This is a genomic window from Brevibacillus sp. 1238, assembly GCF_029892995.1.
Lineage (GTDB): Bacteria > Bacillota > Bacilli > Brevibacillales > Brevibacillaceae > Brevibacillus > Brevibacillus parabrevis.
Genome location: NZ_JARXWC010000008.1, coordinates 150,174 through 170,114, shown reverse-complemented (window position 1 = coordinate 170,114; position 19,941 = coordinate 150,174). Strand labels below are relative to the sequence as shown.

Annotated in this window: 7 protein-coding genes; 5 read left to right on the top strand and 2 right to left on the bottom strand. The window is 52.2% G+C overall.

The genetic code is table 11. From position 1 onward, the window contains the following. Window positions 1-85: 85 nt before the first annotated feature. From M2298_RS18835 to M2298_RS18825, 3 genes are all read left to right on the top strand, one after another. Window positions 86-4,381 carry a non-ribosomal peptide synthetase gene (locus tag M2298_RS18835; protein WP_280648881.1) on the top strand — a complete coding sequence of 1,432 codons (4,296 nt, stop codon included), beginning with the start codon at window positions 86-88 and terminating at the stop codon, window positions 4,379-4,381. 39 nt (window positions 4,382-4,420) lie between these two features. After that, window positions 4,421-12,892: a non-ribosomal peptide synthetase gene (locus tag M2298_RS18830; protein ID WP_280648880.1), complete on the top strand. Its 8,472-nt coding sequence runs from the start codon at window positions 4,421-4,423 to the stop codon at window positions 12,890-12,892. 236 nt (window positions 12,893-13,128) lie between these two features. Further along, window positions 13,129-13,710, top strand: a complete 582-nt coding sequence (locus tag M2298_RS18825) for a GNAT family N-acetyltransferase (protein ID WP_280648879.1) — start codon at window positions 13,129-13,131, stop codon at window positions 13,708-13,710. A gap of 160 nt (window positions 13,711-13,870) precedes the next feature. On the opposite strand, the gene M2298_RS18820 is transcribed toward M2298_RS18825, so the two are convergent. Together M2298_RS18820 and loaP are read right to left on the bottom strand one after the other, a co-directional pair. Beyond that, on the bottom strand, window positions 13,871-14,563 hold the full coding sequence (locus tag M2298_RS18820; protein WP_217020937.1) for a 4'-phosphopantetheinyl transferase family protein: 693 nt from the start codon (window positions 14,561-14,563) through the stop codon (window positions 13,871-13,873). A gap of 62 nt (window positions 14,564-14,625) precedes the next feature. Then, window positions 14,626-15,240: an antiterminator LoaP gene (gene loaP, locus M2298_RS18815; protein ID WP_173597330.1), complete on the bottom strand. Its 615-nt coding sequence runs from the start codon at window positions 15,238-15,240 to the stop codon at window positions 14,626-14,628. 859 nt (window positions 15,241-16,099) lie between these two features. Here loaP and M2298_RS18810 point away from each other — a divergent pair. Further along, complete coding sequence (locus M2298_RS18810; RefSeq protein WP_122966491.1) at window positions 16,100-16,414, top strand: hypothetical protein; 315 nt, start codon at window positions 16,100-16,102, stop codon at window positions 16,412-16,414. Window positions 16,415-16,588: 174 nt separating this feature from the next. Further along, complete coding sequence (locus M2298_RS18805; RefSeq protein ID WP_280648878.1) at window positions 16,589-19,855, top strand: amino acid adenylation domain-containing protein; 3,267 nt, start codon at window positions 16,589-16,591, stop codon at window positions 19,853-19,855. Window positions 19,856-19,941: the final 86 nt, after the last annotated feature.

Sequence of the window (19,941 nt, the reverse complement as noted above, 5' to 3'; positions counted from 1 at the left end):
TCGATAGCTGATGTGGAGAAGGACGGGTACCGGAGCACAAGCGCCGGGACCCGTTCCTTTTTATCCAGAAGGGGGAAAGCAGACGATGAACGGAACCACCCAGACGAGGCTTGACGATGTCGAAGAAAGACTGAAAGCGATTTGGCTGGATGTCCTCCAGCGAAGCGACGTGGGCATTGACGACAATTTTTTCGAAGTCGGCGGCCACTCGCTAAAAGCGCTGGAGCTTGAGGTCAGAATCGGCGTGGAGTTTGATAGCGAAATCTCTTTGGAAAACATCTTCAACCATCTCACCATCAGGGAGCTGGCGGCATACATCCGCAGTTCGCAGGACGACGCGATTTCTTTCATAAAGCCTGTCCCGGACAGACCTTACTACCCTGTTTCCTGGACACAAAAAAAGATGTTCTTTGCCTATTTCGACGGGCTTGAAAATGCCGTTATCGACATTCGCAGAGTGGAGCATGAGATCGAGCCGTCTGAGCTGGAGCAAGCTTTTCAATACATAATGAAAAGACACAAATTGCTGCGCACCACGGTCGGCATTCAAGCTGACGCAGTCGTTCAGTTCGTTCACGACGAGTCGCAAGCGGATTCTTTTCGACTGCTTTACTGGGAAGCCCCGGCGGAAAAAGCGTTGCAGGAGGAGTTCATTCGAAAATGCGTGGCCGAAATCAATCGGCCGTACACACTTGACCAGCTCCCACTCTTTCGGATTGGCCTGGTTCGCTTGCCGGGAGAAGGCAGTCTGTTGATTTTGCATTTTCACCATATTATTTTCGACGCCTCTTCGCTTCGACTGGTGTATCACGAATTGGAGTGCATCAGCAAGGGAGAACTGCTGCCCAAGATGCAACTGCAATACGCCGATTATTGCGTATGGCAAAACGAACTGGAAAAGTCGGAAGCGTATCAGGAAAAGAAAGCTTTTTGGCTGGATATGTTTGCCGACGAGCTGCCCGTTTTGAATCTGCCGCTTGATCGTCCTCGTAGCAATGGCCTGATCTCGACGTATGGCAACAAAAACTTCTATTTGAGTGAACAGACGACAGAGGCCATTCAGACCGTCGCCAAACAGCATCAAGTCACACCAAGCATTTTGCTGACGGCCGTTTACGGCCTGCTTCTCTCCAAATATTGCGCGCAAACCGATATCACCCTGGGGATGCTGTCTTCACGCCGCTACAGTGGGCTTGAAAACAGCATCGGCGTGTTTTTGCGAACCGTTCCGATCCGGTTTCAGGCTGTTCCGGAACAAGCGCTTCCGGAATATTTGCAACAGGTCAAAAACAGCCTCATCCGTTCGCTGGAGCATCAGGAGTACGACGTCGATGAGCTGGAGGAAAGCATTTGCCGACACCATGGCGTGTCCAAGACAGACCATCCTTTGTATCGCGTCTCGCTGAATATCCACACGGAGATGGATTCTGTGACGGAATCGATCATCGGAGCGGAAGGCGATACATTACAGAGCGGGAACAGTCAAGATATTGCCTGCGGCATCTACTTTCTCGATTCGGGAGCTATCTGCCTGAACATGGAATACAACATGGAATTGTTCGATCCCGGCACGATTCAGCGAATGGGCGAACACTTCACCATCCTGCTGGAAGCGGTCCTCTCGCAGCCAGCGCGCAAGCTGGAAGAGTTCAGCTTGCTGACAGAAGCCGAGCGACACCATATTTTGCACTTTTTTAACAAGGAAACGGCTGATTTGCCTACAGAACAAACGTTGCAAGCGATCTTCGAGCAGCGAGTTGAGCTGTATGCGGACAAGCTTGCCGTTAGTTGCGCAGATCAATCGCTCACATATCGCGAGCTGAACCAAAAGGCCAATCAGCTGGCGAGAGTGCTCGTGGACAAAGGCGTTGGCCCTGGCGTAACGGCAGGCGTCATGCTGGAGCGGTCTGTCGACATGATGGTATCTTTGTTGGCGATTTTGAAGGCGGGCGGCGCGTATTTGCCGATCAGCCCGGACTATCCGCCAGATCGGGTGACGTTTTTGCTGGAGGACAGCCAGGCCAAGGTCGTCCTCGTTGATCAGGACGTGCAGGACAGCAGCCCGCATGTGAAGTCGCTGTACGTGAACGTAAAAGAGCCCGCCTCCTACACCCATGACGATTCCAATCTGGCGCCGAGAAGCACTCCTGCTGATCTGGCCTATATCATGTACACCTCTGGCTCCACTGGCCAGCCAAAAGGCGTCATGATCGAGCATCGTTCCGTGGTCAACCGGATTGCCTGGATGCACAAACAATTTCCGATCACAGCAGATGACTGCGTTTTGCAAAAAACACCGTTTACCTTCGATGTTTCCGTCTGGGAGCTGTTCGGATGGTATTTCCACGGGGCGCGAGTCTGCTTCCTGGCGCCTGGCATGGAGAAAGATCCCGAAGTCATTCTCGCCACGCTCGCTCGCGAGCGCATCACGCTTATGCACTTCGTTCCCTCCATGCTGAGCAGCTTTCTTTCCTATATAGAACCGCGCATCGAGCAGGAAACAGAACGGCTGTCCAGTCTTCGCTTCCTGTTTGCGAGTGGGGAAGCGCTGCTCCCGAGTACCGTCAACACCTTCAACCGGATGATCCATGCGCGAACCGGGGCGAGACTCATCAACTTGTACGGCCCGACCGAAACCACTGTCGAGGTGTCGTGGTTCGATTGCTCCGCTGACTACGGAGTGCGTCCTGCGCGGACGATTATTCCTGTGGGCAAGCCCATTGACAATATCCGCCTGTACGTTGTGGATCAAAAAGACGGCCTCCAGCCGATTGGCGTGGCAGGCGAGCTGATGATTTCCGGGATCGGGGTAGGAAGAGGATATTTGAATCAGCCCGAGATCACGGCGCAAAAATTTGTCGACGATCCGTGGAGTCCTGGCAACAGAATGTACCGAAGCGGAGACCTCGTCCGCTGGATGCCGGATGGCAACATCGAGTACCTCGGCCGTATTGATGAGCAGGTCAAAATCAGGGGCGTGCGCATTGAATTGGGCGAAATCGAGAATGCGCTGCTGGAGCTTCCCGAAATTGAGTCAGCCGCAGCCGCGATCAAAACGAGTGCGGCCGAAGAGAAGCTGCTCTGCCTTTATTACGTGCCCCGCGACGAGGTCAAGCCGGATGAGGTGAAGAGCTATCTTGCCAAAAGATTGCCGCGCTTCATGGTACCGGATGCGATTGTGGCGATAGAGGAAATCCCGTTAACGGCCAGCGGAAAAGTAAACAGAAAGCTGCTGCCGACGCCTGTTGTAGAGGTGGAGTTCACTGCGGATGAACTGCCTGAAAGCGAGCTGGAAAAGAAGCTGGCAGACATTTGCCAAAAAGTGCTGCATGTCGAGCAGCTTGGCGTTCACACCAACTTGTTCTCCGTCGGGGCCAATTCGTTGAAAATCATTTTGATTGCTTCGCAAATTCGCCGGGAGTTAAACATGGATGTTCCCGTTAGCGCCGTTTACACCAAGCCGACGATCGCAGAAATCGCCGCCTACCTGCAATCGGAGGCGTCGCCAGCATCAGCAGACGGCAATCACGACCTGGTGTTAATCAACAAAGGCTCTGCCGAAGCCCCGTCCTTGTTTTTGATTCACGATATAAGCGGCAGTATCGACGCTTATTTGGAACTGGTCAACTATCTTGGCGACAGATTTACGTGTTATGGCATTCCGGCAGAGGTCAACCATGACGTGCACAGTCAGGAAATCAGCATCGAAGCGCTGGCGCAGAACTATCTGGAAAAAGTCAAAAAAGTCCAAGGCGAAGGTCCATACCATTTGGCAGGCTGGAGCCTGGGGGGATTGCTCGCTTTTGAAATCACGAGACAGCTGGAGACCGACGGAGATGAGGTAGACATGCTCGTCCTGATCGATTCTTCTCCGCCGCTATTGCATCAGCACCTCCAGCAGCCTGACCCGGCGGTCGTGGCTTCAGTCAGACAGCAAATGGCACAAGTAGTGACAGCAGCAGAGTGGAGCGCCCAGCTGGAGCAGGAAACGACGTTGTACGGCTTGTACAAAAAGGTGGCGCAGTACATGGAGCAGCACAACTTGACGCATGAAACACTGGAAGCCGTGATGCCGAAAGAGATCATGCAGGCGATTCCGGGTTATGCCCACGGCCAGCAAGTTGATTTTTACCGTTATGTGCATCTGTTTATCGATTTGCAGCATGCCTATGTCCACTATCAACCGCCGCGAAAAGTGTTTGCCCAGGCTCATTTGGTCAAAGCGCAGAAATCGGCTATCGAGGAAAACAAGTGGAACGCCTTTTTCTATCGTCCCATCACCTTGCATGAAATCGAGGGAGATCATTTCTCCATTTTCAAAGAGCCTGCTGTTGCGGAAATGGCTTCTTTTTTTGCAGCGATTGCCCCCGAGCGCGGGTGATGTGAATCCTCTTATTTTGATACAAAAGGAGCGCAACTCATGATGCAGAAGCTTGCTGGTGCTGCCAACAGGAACGACCAACGACCAAGTAACGGCGAACAGTCGATGTCTGATTGGCAAGGTACACATGCACTAAATTTGCCGTTGGATTTTGTACGGCCAGCCGTTAAAGGCACGCAGAAAGAAGTCGTCGCGCACAAGACTGGACTGGAGTTGAAAAGCAAGCTGGAGCTTGCGGCAGAAAAGGAAACGGTATCTGCGGAAGTCTTTCTGCTTGCTGCTTTCATGCTCCTGCTCGCGAAATATACAGGCCAAGAGCATGTCGTCGTGGGCTGGTCGTCTGATTCGCTTCAGCAGGCTGGAGGTAGCGAGACAGCCCGCACCGCCGTTGCGACTGGTCATGTGCATCAGGACAGGACATGGCGCGAATTTTTGCTGACAGTCGAGCAGACATGCATGCAGGTTCATGCCGCCAAGCGATTTTTTTACGAAGAACTGCTGGCAACCATGGAGTTGCCCCAAGATCCGAGCAGAAATCCGCTCTTTGATGTACGCATCAAAAAGCGGCATACAGATACAGCCGGGGAAAAGGACGACTTCGCGCTCGCATTCGACTTGGAACAGGACGGCATCTTTTTGCAAGTCGAGTATGATGTCCAGCTCTTTTTGCCCAGTACGATGGAGCGGATGCTGAGCCACTACGTCAATTTGTTGGCACAGCTTGCGCAGGATGCCGACCAGCGCCTGGCGGACGTGGACATGCTTTCCGCCGCCGAGCGCGAGCGGCTTGTCTACGGCTGGAACGAGACAACTACAGCCTATCCGGCAGAGCGGAGCATTGCGCACATGTTGAAGCAGCAGGTCGAGCAGCGCCCGGATGACATCGCTGTCGTGTTTGGCGAGCAAAGCCTGACGTACGCGCAGCTGCACGCCCAATCCAACCAGATTGCTCACGCCCTGCACCATAAAGGAATCGGCAAAGGGGATGTCGTGGTCGTCATGGCGGAACGTTCGCTGGAGCTGGTTACGGGCTTGTTTGGCGTGCTGAAAGCGGGCGCTGCCTATACGCCTGTCGACCCCGGCTATCCGGCGGAGCGGCTGCGCTACTTGCTGCGTCATTCCAAGGCGAAGCTGCTGCTCGTCCAGCGCTCCGTGCAAGATCGCATCACCGATTCAGAAGCCGAGGTCGTCGCGGTGGAAGACCTGCTGGCGGCTGAGTGTGCGTGGCCCAGCGAAGACTTGCCACTTTCCTACGACCCGGAACAGCTGATGTACGTCCTCTACACGTCCGGCTCCACCGGCAATCCGAAAGGCGCCATGATTCGCTCGCATTCGTTTGTCAACTTGCTGCACTGGTACACGCGCGAATTTGCGCTGGGTGAAAACGACCGGATGCTGCTCATCGCTTCTGCCAGCTTTGATCTGGCGCAAAAAAACCTGTACGCGCCGCTCATCACCGGAGGGCGGCTGGTGCTTTTCGCGCCGGGTCTCTACGACTACGAGCAAATGTCAGCCACAATCGAGCGCGAAGGGATTACTGCGATCAACTGCACGCCCAGCGCTTTTTACCCGTTGGTAGAAGCCAATGCCGACGACGATTATCAAAAGTTGAGAAGCTTGCGCTGGGTATTTTTGGGCGGAGAACCGATCCATATGAACCAGCTCGCGCCGTGGCTGCGCAGCGCCCAATGCCAGGCGGAAATCGTCAACACATACGGCCCGACCGAATGCACGGATATTGCGTCGTATTACCGCCTACACGGAAAAGACTGGCAAGGAGAAACAAACCTGCCGATCGGCAAACCGATCGACAACGTCCGATTGTATGTCGTGGACAAGGACATGCGCCTGGTGCCGGAAGGACTGGAAGGTGAACTGTGCATCGGTGGTGTCGGGGTAGGTTTTGGCTACTACAACGCTCCGGAGTTGACGCAAGAACGATTCGTGCAGAGCAGAGAGCTGCCAGAGCAGGTCGTGTACAAGACAGGCGACGTCGTGAAAAGGTTGCCGGATGGACAGATCGTCTTCATCGGCAGGGTCGACCATCAGGTAAAAGTTCGCGGCTTCCGCATTGAGATCGAGGAAATCGAGAAAAAGCTGCTCGACCATCCGCAAATCAAGGAAACGGTCGTCACCGCGCTACAGGACGCCGGGGGAGACACGACCTTGCGCGCTTATGTGGTGCCAGCCCAGACCTTGACCACAGAGCAAATTTACGATTATTTGCAAACCGAACTGCCAAGCTACATGATTCCACAGTTTGTGATCGTGCTGGAGGCTTTGCCGCTGACGCCAAACGGCAAAGTCGACCGCAAAGCGCTGCCTGTACCTTCCGAGGAACTGGCACAAGCGGAAGAACAAGCTGCGGAAGCGGAGCTGCAAGACGAAACCGAGCAACAGCTGCTGAAGCTCTGGCAAGAGGTGCTGGGCATTCGCAAGGCAGGTCGCAAGGACAGCTTCTTTCGCTTGGGTGGTCACTCCTTAAAAGCAGTTGCTCTGCTCTCGCGCATCAAAAAAACATTTGGTGTGGCGATCCCGATCCACACCTTGTTTCGTCAACCGACGATCCAACAGCTTGCAGAAGTCATCCGCCACTCGCCGAAAACGAACGTCGCCTCGATTCTGCCAGCAGGAGGGCAGGAGTATTACCGGCTTTCCTCGGAGCAGGAACGGCTTTATGTGCTGGAACAATTCGAGCATGTCGGCACCGCTTACAACGTCCCGTGGGCGGCTCACGTGTCTGGACCGTTCGACGCAGCCCGCTGCCAGCAAGCTTTTGCCGCACTGAGCCTCCGGCACGAGACGCTGCGCACCTGCTTCGAACTGATCGGAGACACCGTGTTGCAAAAAGTGCTGCCAAAAGCGGACGGCTTTTTCACGTATGAAGAAGCGAGCGGAGAACAGCCCGACCAGCTTATCCGCCAATTCGTCCGCCCGCTTGACCTGCGTGTCGGTCCGCTGTTTCGGGTGAAAGTAATCCGACTTGGCGCAGAGGAACACCTGCTTTTGCTCGATATGCACCATATCATTGCCGACGGGATTTCCCTTCAAATTGTGTTGCAAGAGTTTGCCGCGCTATACAACGAAGGCAAGACGCTGGAACCGTTGCCCATGCAGTACAAAGACTATGCAAACTGGCAGTGCAAGCACCGCGAGACATTGCAGAGCCAGGAAAAGTATTGGCTCGATGTGCTGCAAGGGGAGCTTCCGGTGTTGAATCTGCCGCTGGACTATCCACGGCCGCCGCTGCAAAGCTTCGCGGGAGACAAGATAACTGCGCGCCTAGATACTTCTTTGGTCGGCAAACTGAGGCAGGTGGCGGAGGAAACAGACACGACCCTGTACATGGTGTTGCTGGCAGCCTATCATGTGCTGCTGCACAAATATACGGGCCAAACCGATATCATCGTCGGCTCTCCGATCGCAGGCAGACCACAGGCTGAATTTGAACATCTGGTCGGGATGTTCGTCAACACGCTCGCCTTGCGAAACTTCCCGCATCCAGACAAGCCGTTCCGCACCTTTCTGGCCGAAGTCAGGGAGAGTTGCCTGCAAGCGTACGAGCACCAGGAATGGCCGTTTGAAAAGCTGGTCGAGAAGCTCCAGCCTACGCGTGATTTAAGCCGAAATCCGCTGTTTGACACGATGTTCGTCCTGCAAAACATGGAAAACTCTCTTCCGAGTCTGCCAGGAGTGGAGCTGGTTGCCCTGCCGATCAACAGCCAGTCGTCCCAGTTTGATCTCATGCTGGAAGCCGTTGAACAAGCAGGCAGTCTGCAACTGAATCTGGAGTTTTGCACCAAGCTGTTTGCTCCGCGCACGATGGAAAAGCTGCTGCGCCACTACGTCAATCTGCTGGCACAGCTCGCCCAGGATGCCGACCAGCGCCTGATCGACATGGACATGCTTTCCGCCGCCGAGCGCGAGCGGCTTGTCTACGGCTGGAACGAGACAACTACAGCCTATCCGGCAGAGCAGAGCATTGCGCACATGTTGAAGCAGCAGGTCGAGCAGCGCCCGGATGACATCGCTGTCGTGTTTGGCGAGCAAAGCCTGACGTACGCGCAGTTGCACGCCCAATCCAACCAGATTGCTCACGCCCTGCACCATAAAGGAATCGGCAAAGGGGATGTCGTGGTCGTCATGGCGGAGCGTTCGCTGGAGCTGGTTACGGGCTTGTTTGGCGTGCTGAAAGCAGGTGCTGCCTACACGCCTGTGGACCCGGGCTATCCGGCGGAGCGGCTGCGCTACTTGCTGCGTCATTCCAAGGCGAAGCTGCTGCTCGTCCAGCGCTCCGTGCAAGATCGCATCACCGATTCAGAAGCCGAGGTCGTCGCGGTGGAAGACCTGCTGGCGGCTGAGTGTGCGTGGCCCAGCGAAGACTTGCCACTTTCCTACGACCCGGAACAGCTGATGTACGTCCTCTACACGTCCGGCTCCACCGGCAATCCGAAAGGCGCCATGATCCGCTCGCATTCGTTTGTCAACTTGCTGCACTGGTATACGCGCGAATTTGCGCTGGGCGAAAACGACCGGATGCTGCTCATCGCTTCTGCCAGCTTTGATCTGGCGCAAAAAAACCTGTACGCGCCGCTCATCACCGGAGGGCGGCTGGTGCTTTTCGAACCAGGTCTCTACGACTACGAGCAAATGTCAGCAACAATCGAGCGCGAAGGGATTACTGCGATCAACTGCACGCCCAGCGCTTTTTACCCGTTGGTAGAAGCCAATGCCGACGACGATTATCAAAAGTTGAGAAGCTTGCGCTGGGTATTTTTGGGCGGCGAACCGATCCATATGAACCAGCTCGCGCCGTGGCTGCGCAGCGCCCATTGCCAGGCGGAAATCGTCAACACATACGGTCCGACCGAATGCACAGATATTGCGTCCTACTACCGCCTACACAGCAAAGACTGGCAAGGAGAAACAAACCTGCCGATCGGCAAACCGATTGACAACGTCCGGCTGTATGTCGTGGACAAGGACATGCGCCTGGTGCCGGAAGGGCTGGAAGGTGAACTGTGCATCGGCGGTGTCGGGGTAGGTTTTGGCTACTACAACGCTCCGGAGTTGACGCAAGAACGGTTCGTGCAGAGCAGAGAGCTGCCTGAGCAGGTCGTGTACAAGACAGGGGATGTTGTAAAAAGATTGCCGGATGGACAGATCGTGTTCATCGGCAGGGTCGACCATCAGGTAAAAGTTCGCGGCTTCCGCATTGAGATCGAGGAAATCGAGAAAAAGCTGCTCGACCATCCACAAGTTAAAGAAGCGGTCGTCACCGCGCTACAGGACGCCGGGGGAGACACGACCTTGCGCGCTTATGTCGTGCCAGCCCAGACCTTGACCACAGAGCAAATCTACGATTATTTGCAAACCGAGCTGCCAGGCTACATGATTCCGCAGTTTGTGATCGTGCTGGAAGCCATGCCGCTGACGCCAAACGGCAAAGTCGACCGCAAAGCCTTGCCAGTGCCGTCCGCAGAACTGGAGCCAACAGACACCGTCCAACTGCAAGGGGAAATCGAGCAGCAACTGGTGAAGCTGTGGCAGGAGACGCTGGGCATCCGCAAGGTAGGTCACAAGGACAGCTTTTTCCGCTTGGGTGGGCATTCGCTAAAAGCGGTTGCGCTGCTCTCGCGGATGAAAAAGGCATTTGGCGTATCAATCCCGATTTCCACCCTGTTTCGAAAGCCGACAATCCAGCAGCTTGCGGAAGTCATTCGCCACTCGCCGAAAACGAGCGTGGACGCGATACCGACAGCAGGAGGGCAGCAGTACCATCGGCTTTCCTCGGAGCAGGAGCGACTTTATGTGTTGGAACAGTTCGAGCACGTCGGCACGGCTTACAACGTCCCGTGGGCGGCGCATGTGTCTGGACCGTTCGACGCAGCCCGTTGCCAGCAAGCTTTTGCCGCACTGAGCCTCCGGCACGAGTCGCTGCGCACCTGCTTCGAGCTGATCGGCGACACGGTGGTGCAAAAAGTGCTGCCAAAAGCAGACGGCTTTTTCACGTATGAGGAAGCGGGCGGAGAACAGCCCGACCAGCTTATCCGCCAATTCGTCCGTCCGTTTGACCTGAGTGTCGGTCCGCTGTTTCGGGTGAAAGCAATCCGACTTGGCGCAGAGGAACACCTGCTTTTGCTCGACATGCACCATATCATTGCCGACGGGATTTCTCTCCAGATTGTCTTGCAAGAGTTTGCCGCGCTGTACGAAGGCAAGACGCTGGAACCGTTGCCGATGCAGTACAAAGACTATGCAAACTGGCAGTGCAAGCGCCGCGAAACATTGCAGAGCCAGGAAAAGTATTGGCTCGATCTGCTGCAAGGGGAGCTTCCGGTGTTGAACTTGCCGCTGGACCATCCGCGGCCGCCATTGCAAAGCTTCGCGGGAGACAAGGTAACTGCGCGCCTAGATCCCTCTTTAACCCGCAAGTTGAGACAAGTGGCGGAGGAAACAAATACGACCTTGTATACGGTGCTGTTGTCGGTCTATTATGTACTGCTGCACAAATATACGGGCCAAACCGATATCATCGTCGGCTCTCCGATCGCAGGCAGACCGCAGGCAGAGTTTGAACATCTGGTCGGCATGTTCGTCAACACGCTCGCCTTGCGAAGCTTCCCGCATCCAGACAAGCCGTTCCGCACCTTTCTGGCCGAAGTCAGGGAGAGTTGCCTGCAAGCGTACGAGCACCAGGAATGGCCGTTTGAAAAGCTGGTCGAAAAGCTGCAACCTACGCGCGATTTAAGCCGAAATCCGCTGTTTGACACGATGTTCGTCCTGCAAAACATGGAAAACTCTCTTCCAGCGATAGAAGCCATCAAGCTGGTCGCTCTGCCGATCCACAACCAGGCGTCCCAGTTTGACCTCATGCTGGAAGCCGTGGAACAAGAAAAAGGTCTTCAGTTGAATCTGGAGTTCTGCACCAGTCTGTTTGCCACAAGCACGATGGAGCGGCTGCTGGGCCACTACATTCATCTGCTGACAAAGCTTGCCCAAGATGCCGACCAGCGCCTTGCGGACATCGAGCTGCTCTCCGACGCAGAGGGTGACGACCGGACCCAGCCGAACACGGCTTACCCGGTCGAACGAAGCTTGGCGCTTACGCTGGAGCATGAGCAACAGCTCAAGCAGCGTGCGGAGAAACTGGCCGTCAAGTTCGACACAAGCTACGCGGGCATGAATACACTGCCTGCTTTGGAAGCAGTGGAAGAACGCCCTGATTACCCGGCCTCATCAGCGCAAAAGCGGTTGTTCATGATCGATAAACTGCTGGGAAGAGGAACCTCTTACAATGTTCCCGTCATACGCAGAGTGAACGGAAAATTGGACAGCAAGCGGCTTGAACAAGCCATGCGGGACTTTGTCCAGCGGCATGAGTCACTGCGGACGGCGTTTCAACTGGAAGTGGAGAGCGGGGCACTCCGGCAAAAAATAGATTCCGCTGTCTCGTTTGCGTTTCCGGTGTATGCGCTGACAGAAGCAGAAGCGGCAGAGATGATCCGCGATTTTGTCAGACCGTTTCGCCTTGACAAGGCACCGCTGTTTCGCGCGGCGCTGATCGAGCTGACGGACAGGGAAGAGAGCATTCTGATCATCGACATGCACCATATCATAACCGACGGCATGTCCGTAGCGATCATGCTTAAAGAATTGGCAGCCCTGTACGAGAAAAGGCAACTAGAGACGCTCCGTCTGCAATACAAAGACTACGCCGTTTGGGAAAACCAGCTGATGAAAACGCAAGAATGGCAAAAGCAGGAGCAATACTGGCTGGACGTATTCAAAGAACCTGTTCATCCGGTGCGCTTGCCATTCAGTCGCCCTGCGGCCTTGACAGCAGAAGTGAAGTCCCGAACACTTCATGTTTCCCTGGAAGAAAAACTGGCCGCAGAGCTGCAAAATCTCGCTTACTCGACAGATACAACCTTGTTTATGGTCATGCTGGCTGCTTTTACCCTCCTGCTGTCCAAGCTGTCTGGGCAGGACGATATTGTAGTCGGCACTCCCATTTCGGGAAGACATCATGATGGACTGGAAAATATCGTAGGGATGTTTGTCAACACGTTGGCCATTCGCAACAGGCCACGCAGCAGCCAGTCTTTCCTCGCGTACGTGAGCGAGGTGAAAGAGCGTCTGCTGGAAGCATACGAAAATCAGGACTACGCCTTCGACCATCTTGTAGACAAACTGAACGTCCCACGCGAGATCAACAGCAACCCATTGTTCAATGTCATGTTCCAATTCGCGCAGCAAGATGAAGCAGAAAAAATCGACGGTCTCAAGCTGCTGCCTGTCGAGTATGACGGCGCTCCAAGCAAGTTCGATCTGCACGTTGTCGTCGTACAGGAAGATCAGCGCACCATGCATCTGGAAATGACGTACCGGGAGACTTATCTTCCAGACGACACAGTTCATGAGTTCCTCTCACATTTTCACGACCTGGTTCAGCAAATCGTCGAGAATGCGAATCGCGATCGAGAAGAAATCGCGACAACCAATCCATGACAACCGAAGCATACGGACAAAATCCCGCCTTTCACTTAGGCGGGATTTTTTTTTGCATCCACGCTAATCTGAAACAGATACGAGGGCGTGCTTTAGCCAACCACGTCTGATAAACAAGTCGCTTTTCCTGTCTGTTTTTGGCATAATATACCATAACAACCAAAAGCAACGACAGCTCATCCAGATAGGCTAGGCTGAGCGGAAAAAGCAAACTCGGACAGGAAAGGAACTGGAGAATGAATAGTAGCGCTCTATTTCAGGAGTTTCCGGTGTTGAAATCGGACCATTTGATACTGCGAGAGATTGAAGATTGTCACCTGGAAGAAGTGTTTGAAATTTACAGCAACGATAGCGTCTTTGAGTATTGCGGCATCATTCCCAAGCACAAAAAGGATACCGTTCTGACCATGATCGGCCATTTTAAAAGAGATTACCTGAAAAAATCGAGAGTGAAATGGGGGATTTTCCCCGTTCAGCAGAGCGATACATTAGTCGGCATTATCGAAGCCTTCGAGTTGAATCAACGCGTAAACATGGCAACGATCGGTTACTTTTTGGCGGAAGCGCACTGGGGAAAAGGGATTGCCTCCGAAGCGGTCAAAATGGTCGTGCGCTTCCTGATGGAAGAAGTCAACGTGAACAGAATCCAGGCAGAAGTCATGCCGCCAAATGAAGCGTCCAAAAAGGTGTTGCGCAATAATGGCTTCGTCATGGAAGGAACGCTCAGACAGGCAGCGCTCTGGTCAGGCAAAGGAATTGTCGATTTAGAAATATACGGCTTGCTGCGGGAAGACTATCAGAGCTTGCAAACGAGGTAGACAGATTGTGCAACGAGCAGTTATCCGCTGAATCGGGCTGTTTTGTCGGCCGCAAGCGGTCACATCCCATTTCAAAAAAGTCGAGACGTTATTCACAAAAAAAGGTTTCATCCCCGGCAGCGAAGAGGGGATGAAACCTTTTTTGTTGCCGCGCTGTCAATCAACGGCTGAGAAAATACGAGACGAGCGTATCCATCGGCACGATTTCCACGGTTTCACAAAACGAATCGTTTGGCGCACAAGCAGTCAAGGTGTATTCGTCATCCAGAAGGTATGTCTTGAAGTGCCACCTCGCTTGTTCAAATACGCGCGCGCCCTCGACAGTTCCCTGGCTGACAGTGGAGAAGCTGTTCAGCGGAAGCGAAAGCCCTTTGCCGATCGCTTTGATGTAGCTTTCTTTCGCCGTCCAGACCGCAAAAAAACGTGCTTGTCTTCGTTCGCTGTCCGGTTCTTCCTCGATATACTCGTATTCCTCTGGCGCAAAAAACTGCCTGGCAATTTGCAAGTCAATCTGATGCTTTTTTTCAATATCGATTCCTACGGTACAGTCACCGGTGATACAGACCACCCAGTCGCCCGAATGGGAAAGGTTGTAGTGCAAGCGGTTCAAGGGCCCTTGCAGGGACGGTTTTCCATAGGCGTTCGTGCCAAACGAAATGCTTTTCGCAGAAACGGCGAACGTTTCGGCGGCAATTTTTCTAATCAGCAGATCGGCCAGCAGTCCGCGGACGCGATCTTCGCGGCGGAAGAAAGCACCGAGCCGCTGTTTTTTGTCTTCGGCAACAAAGGACAGCAGGTGAGGAATGTAATCATCTGAAAAATCGGCAATAGAGACTGCGTATATGGGCATCATGCTGAACCTCCAACTCTGTATGAAAACACACTTTCTGTAAAAGGACGCGCGTGCAGTCTAGCTCATGTGCGGGTGTGGGCATGCCCTGATGACACCATTGGCTCGATCAGCTCAATGCCAAGGTCGATCATCCGCTCATCGCCCATGAGCGACACGAGCACTTTTACCCGCCGTTTGTGCTTGTCCACTTTTTTCACAATTCCTTCCATCCCTTTGAGTGGGCCAGACTCCACATATACCTTGGAATCTTGCGTGTAGACCTGGGAAAAATCAATCTGCTCATCGTGATTCAGCAGCCTGAGAATGATCGTGATTTCTTCCTCGGGAATCTTTTTGAAACAGAGCGCCTCTTCCCTGTTTTCCACCGGATCGCGGCTTTTCCGGGGAGAAGTCGATCTGTCGTACATCAGGTCGATTTTATTCAGATAGTTCAACATCCGAATAATTTTGGAGTGACTTCTAATAAAGTAATACTTCGAGAAATTCATGTCCGTTTTTACAAAAATGTAGCCTGGAAACAAATCCTTTTCAACCCGCATAATCTCGCCGTTTTTCTTCTCGGGAACGATACGTTGTGGAACCATGGAATACAGTGTTTCTTTGTCAAAAGATTTATTCAACCAATTTTTCACAGAATGTTCATAACCCGTTTTCACATAAAACGCATACCAGTTCATAAAAATGCAAGACTCCTTTTCATAACGTTTCTAAGATCATTGGCAGGTGCAGCAGCTCAGAAATCCTCAGCCTTCATTAAACTCGTCGCTCTCTAGTTGGTTCCTGACTCGGCTCGTTGAAGCTCTTTTCCTGTAACAACCATTGGGAAACCTTATGTCTCGCTTCGCATACATGAACCGGATTTTCGGTCTGCAAATGGAAGCAACATCAGCCATGCGCAATAATGTGCGATATAAGTAGTTATTTACATAATATTATTTTATTTTACAAATAATGGTAATGAAAAGTTTACTCATCGTCAAGGTCATCCAGAAACAGTAGTCGTTCTGGTCACTATTCGGGCTTGCATTTTCCATAGGCTGAATGTAGAGCTTCTGTAGGTGAGCAGGGAACGAAAGAGAGCAAATACTGACGAATATGTATAGACAGCTGGTGGATCGCAAAGTACATGCCAAACTGCTGGTGGATTTTCCTTGAACCAAATTTCGCTGGCAGCCAGCATGGTTCAAACCTTTTCTCTAAAAAGCTGCGTACGTCAAAAAAGAGGGGGTAGGAATTGTGCCTTTTTATCACATGCCTTTTTACGAAAGTCTGCGGACTGATCAGGACAATAGCTGCTGATCCAGATAGGCAGCACACAGGAAAACAACCTCTCGTTTTTCCGTAGAAGAAAATTCCTGTTTTCCCAGTATAAAGCATTATATGGCTTGTGAACATATAAAAATTTTAATGTTATGAAAATATTTATCGTCAAAATATAGCCGCTACGCTTTCCTTTTTTATAGACACGTTGAAAAGGAAAAATGTTGCAGCGCCGAAACGAGCCAATCACTGGCTTCGCCAAAGGGAAAAACACGCTTGCCCCTTATTGATTACGCAAGCGGGAGCAGGTTTGCCAAGCAAAACTTGGATTTACGTAAAAAGGTTGTAAAAAAACTTGTTGAACTTTTTACAAAATATCCCTATTTTTTAATCGACTTCCAATTTTTCTCTGCTATAATGAGTTTCAGCGTCAGTAACCTAGTGCTTTCAGCCTGTCAGCCGATCGGGGAACTTCCTGTGATTGTTTTCATGCAAATCAGTTTTCCTTCGTTCGCAGGCGGTAAGCAGGGCCGTATCCGGCAGGCGGGAATACCAGCACCCATTTTCCGCTACAGCATGAGCAAAATATGACTTTAGTATGAAGGAAAATTCCCAGAAACAGGAAATTTTCTTGTTGTTAAAATTACCCAAATGATGGAAAATGGGAAATTGGGAATGGAACGTTGACCTTGCCTGTCTCTTGTTGGCAACCATTTCGTCACACTTCATGATAAGCAGAAGTAATTCCATTATCGGAGGGGACATATGTTAGCAAATCAGGCCAATCTCATCGACAACAAGCGGGAACTGGAGCAGCATGCGCTAGTTCCATATGCACAGGGCAAGTCGATCCATCAATTGTTCGAGGAACAAGCAGAGGCTTTTCCAGACCGCGTTGCCATCGTTTTTGAAAACAGGCGGCTTTCGTATCAGGAGTTGAACAGGAAAGCCAATCAACTGGCAAGAGCCTTGCTCGAAAAAGGGGTGCAAACAGACAGCATCGTCGGTGTGATGATGGAGAAGTCCATCGAAAATGTCATCGCGATTCTGGCCGTTCTCAAAGCAGGCGGAGCCTATGTGCCCATCGACATCGAATATCCCCGCGATCGCATCCAATATATTTTGCAGGATAGTCAAACGAAAATCGTGCTTACCCAAAAAAGCGTCAGCCAGCTCGTGCATGACGTCGGGTACAGCGGAGAGGTAGTTGTACTCGACGAAGAACAGTTGGACGCTCGCGAGACTGCCAATCTGCACCAGCCCAGCAAGCCTACGGATCTTGCCTATGTCATTTACACCTCAGGCACGACAGGCAAGCCAAAAGGCACCATGCTTGAACATAAAGGCATCGCCAATTTGCAATCCTTTTTCCAAAATTCGTTTGGCGTCACCGAGCAAGACAGGATCGGGCTTTTTGCCAGCATGTCGTTCGACGCATCCGTTTGGGAAATGTTCATGGCTTTGCTGTCTGGCGCCAGCCTGTACATCCTTTCCAAACAGACGATCCATGATTTCGCTGCATTTGAACACTATTTGAGTGAAAATGAATTGACCATCATCACACTGCCGCCGACTTATTTGACTCACCTCACCCCAGAACGCATCACCTCGCTACGCATCATGATTACGGCAGGATCAGCTTCCTCCGCACCCTTGGTAAACAAATGGAAAGACAAACTCAGGTACATAAATGCATACGGCCCGACGGAAACGAGCATTTGCGCGACGATCTGGGAAGCCCCGTCCAATCAGCTCTCCGTGCAATCGGTTCCGATCGGCAAACCGATTCAAAATACACATATTTATATCGTCAATGAAGACTTGCAGCTACTGCCGACTGGCAGCGAAGGCGAATTGTGCATCGGCGGAGTCGGCTTGGCAAGAGGCTATTGGAATCGGCCCGACTTGACCGCAGAAAAATTCGTAGACAATCCGTTCGTACCAGGCGAAAAAATGTACCGCACAGGTGACTTGGCCAAATGGCTGACGGATGGAACGATCGAGTTTCTCGGCAGAATCGACCATCAGGTGAAAATCAGAGGTCATCGCATCGAGCTTGGCGAAATCGAGTCTGTTTTGTTGGCACATGAACACATCACAGAGGCCGTGGTCATTGCCAGAGAGGATCAACACGCGGGACAGTATTTGTGCGCCTATTATATTTCGCAACAAGAAGCAACTCCTGCGCAGCTCAGAGACTACGCCGCCCAAAAGCTTCCGGCTTACATGCTGCCATCTTATTTCGTCAAGCTGGACAAAATGCCGCTTACGCCAAATGACAAGATCGACCGCAAAGCGTTGCCCGAGCCTGATCTTACGGCAAACCAAAGCCAGGCTGCCTACCATCCTCCGAGAACCGAGACAGAATCGATTCTCGTCTCCATCTGGCAAAACGTTTTGGGAATTGAAAAGATCGGGATTCGCGATAATTTTTACTCGCTCGGCGGAGATTCGATCCAAGCGATCCAGGTCGTGGCTCGTCTGCATTCCTATCAATTGAAGCTAGAGACGAAAGACTTGCTGAATTACCCGACGATCGAGCAGGTTGCTCTTTTTGTCAAGAGCACGACGAGAAAAAGCGATCAGGGCATCATCGCTGGAAACGTACCGCTTACACCCATTCAGAAGTGGTTTTTCGGGAAAAACTTTACGAATACAGGCCATTGGAACCAATCGTCTGTGCTCTATCGCCCGGAAGGCTTTGATCCTAAAGTCATCCAAAGTGTCATGGACAAAATCATCGAACACCATGACGCGCTCCGCATGGTCTACCAGCACGAAAACGGAAATGTCGTTCAGCACAACCGCGGTTTGGGTGGCCAATTATACGATTTCTTCTCTTATAATCTGACCGCGCAACCAGACGTCCAGCAGGCGATCGAAGCAGAGACGCAACGTCTGCACAGCAGCATGAATTTGCAGGAAGGACCGCTGGTGAAGGTTGCCTTATTTCAGACGTTACATGGCGATCATTTGTTTCTCGCAATTCATCATTTGGTCGTGGATGGCATTTCCTGGCGCATTTTGTTTGAAGATTTGGCAACCGGATACGCGCAGGCACTTGCAGGGCAAGCGATCAGTCTGCCCGAAAAAACGGATTCTTTTCAAAGCTGGTCACAATGGTTGCAAGAATATGCGAACGAGGCGGATTTGCTGAGCGAGATTCCGTACTGGGAGAGTCTCGAATCGCAAGCAAAAAATGTGTCCCTGCCGAAAGACTATGAAGTGACTGACTGCAAACAAAAGAGCGTGCGAAACATGCGGATACGGCTGCGCCCGGAAGAGACCGAGCAGTTGTTGAAGCACGCCAATCAGGCCTATCAAACGGAAATCAACGATCTGTTGTTGGCGGCGCTCGGCTTGGCTTTTGCCGAGTGGAGCAAGCTTGCGCAAATCGTCATTCATCTGGAGGGGCACGGGCGCGAGGACATCATCGAACAGGCAAACGTGGCCAGAACGGTCGGATGGTTTACGTCGCAATATCCGGTATTGCTCGACTTGAAGCAAACCGCTCCCTTGTCCGACTATATCAAGCTCACCAAAGAGAATATGCGGAAGATTCCTCGTAAAGGGATCGGTTACGACATCTTGAAGCATGTGACACTTCCAGAAAATCGCGGTTCCTTATCCTTCCGCGTGCAGCCGGAAGTGACGTTCAACTACTTGGGACAGTTTGATGCGGACATGAGAACGGAACTGTTTACCCGCTCACCCTACAGCGGCGGCAACACGTTAGGCGCAGATGGCAAAAACAATCTGAGTCCTGAGTCGGAGGTGTACACCGCTTTGAATATAACCGGATTGATTGAAGGCGGAGAGCTCGTCCTCACATTCTCTTACAGCTCGGAGCAGTATCGGGAAGAGTCCATCCAGCAATTGAGCCAAAGTTATCAAAAGCATCTGCTTGCCATCATCGCGCATTGCACCGAGAAAAAAGAAGTAGAGCGAACGCCCAGCGATTTCAGCGTCAAAGGTCTCCAAATGGAAGAAATGGACGATATCTTCGAATTGCTTGCAAATACACTGCGCTAAACAGATGTTGGCCACCATTTTCAGGGGCAACTGCGTGCTTTCATTCCCATTTTTATACATTTATAACAAATAAAGATATATCCGAG

Bases quoted from the DNA above. Each gene is read 5' to 3' on its own strand.
- loaP (WP_173597330.1), bottom strand. From the start codon at position 15,240: ATGAACTGGTATGCGTTTTATGTGAAAACGGGTTATGAACATTCTGTG.
- M2298_RS18805 (WP_280648878.1), top strand. From the start codon at position 16,589: ATGTTAGCAAATCAGGCCAATCTCATCGACAACAAGCGGGAACTGGAG.
- M2298_RS18830 (WP_280648880.1), top strand. From the start codon at position 4,421: ATGATGCAGAAGCTTGCTGGTGCTGCCAACAGGAACGACCAACGACCA.
- M2298_RS18835 (WP_280648881.1), top strand. From the start codon at position 86: ATGAACGGAACCACCCAGACGAGGCTTGACGATGTCGAAGAAAGACTG.
- M2298_RS18820 (WP_217020937.1), bottom strand. From the start codon at position 14,563: ATGATGCCCATATACGCAGTCTCTATTGCCGATTTTTCAGATGATTAC.
- M2298_RS18825 (WP_280648879.1), top strand. From the start codon at position 13,129: ATGAATAGTAGCGCTCTATTTCAGGAGTTTCCGGTGTTGAAATCGGAC.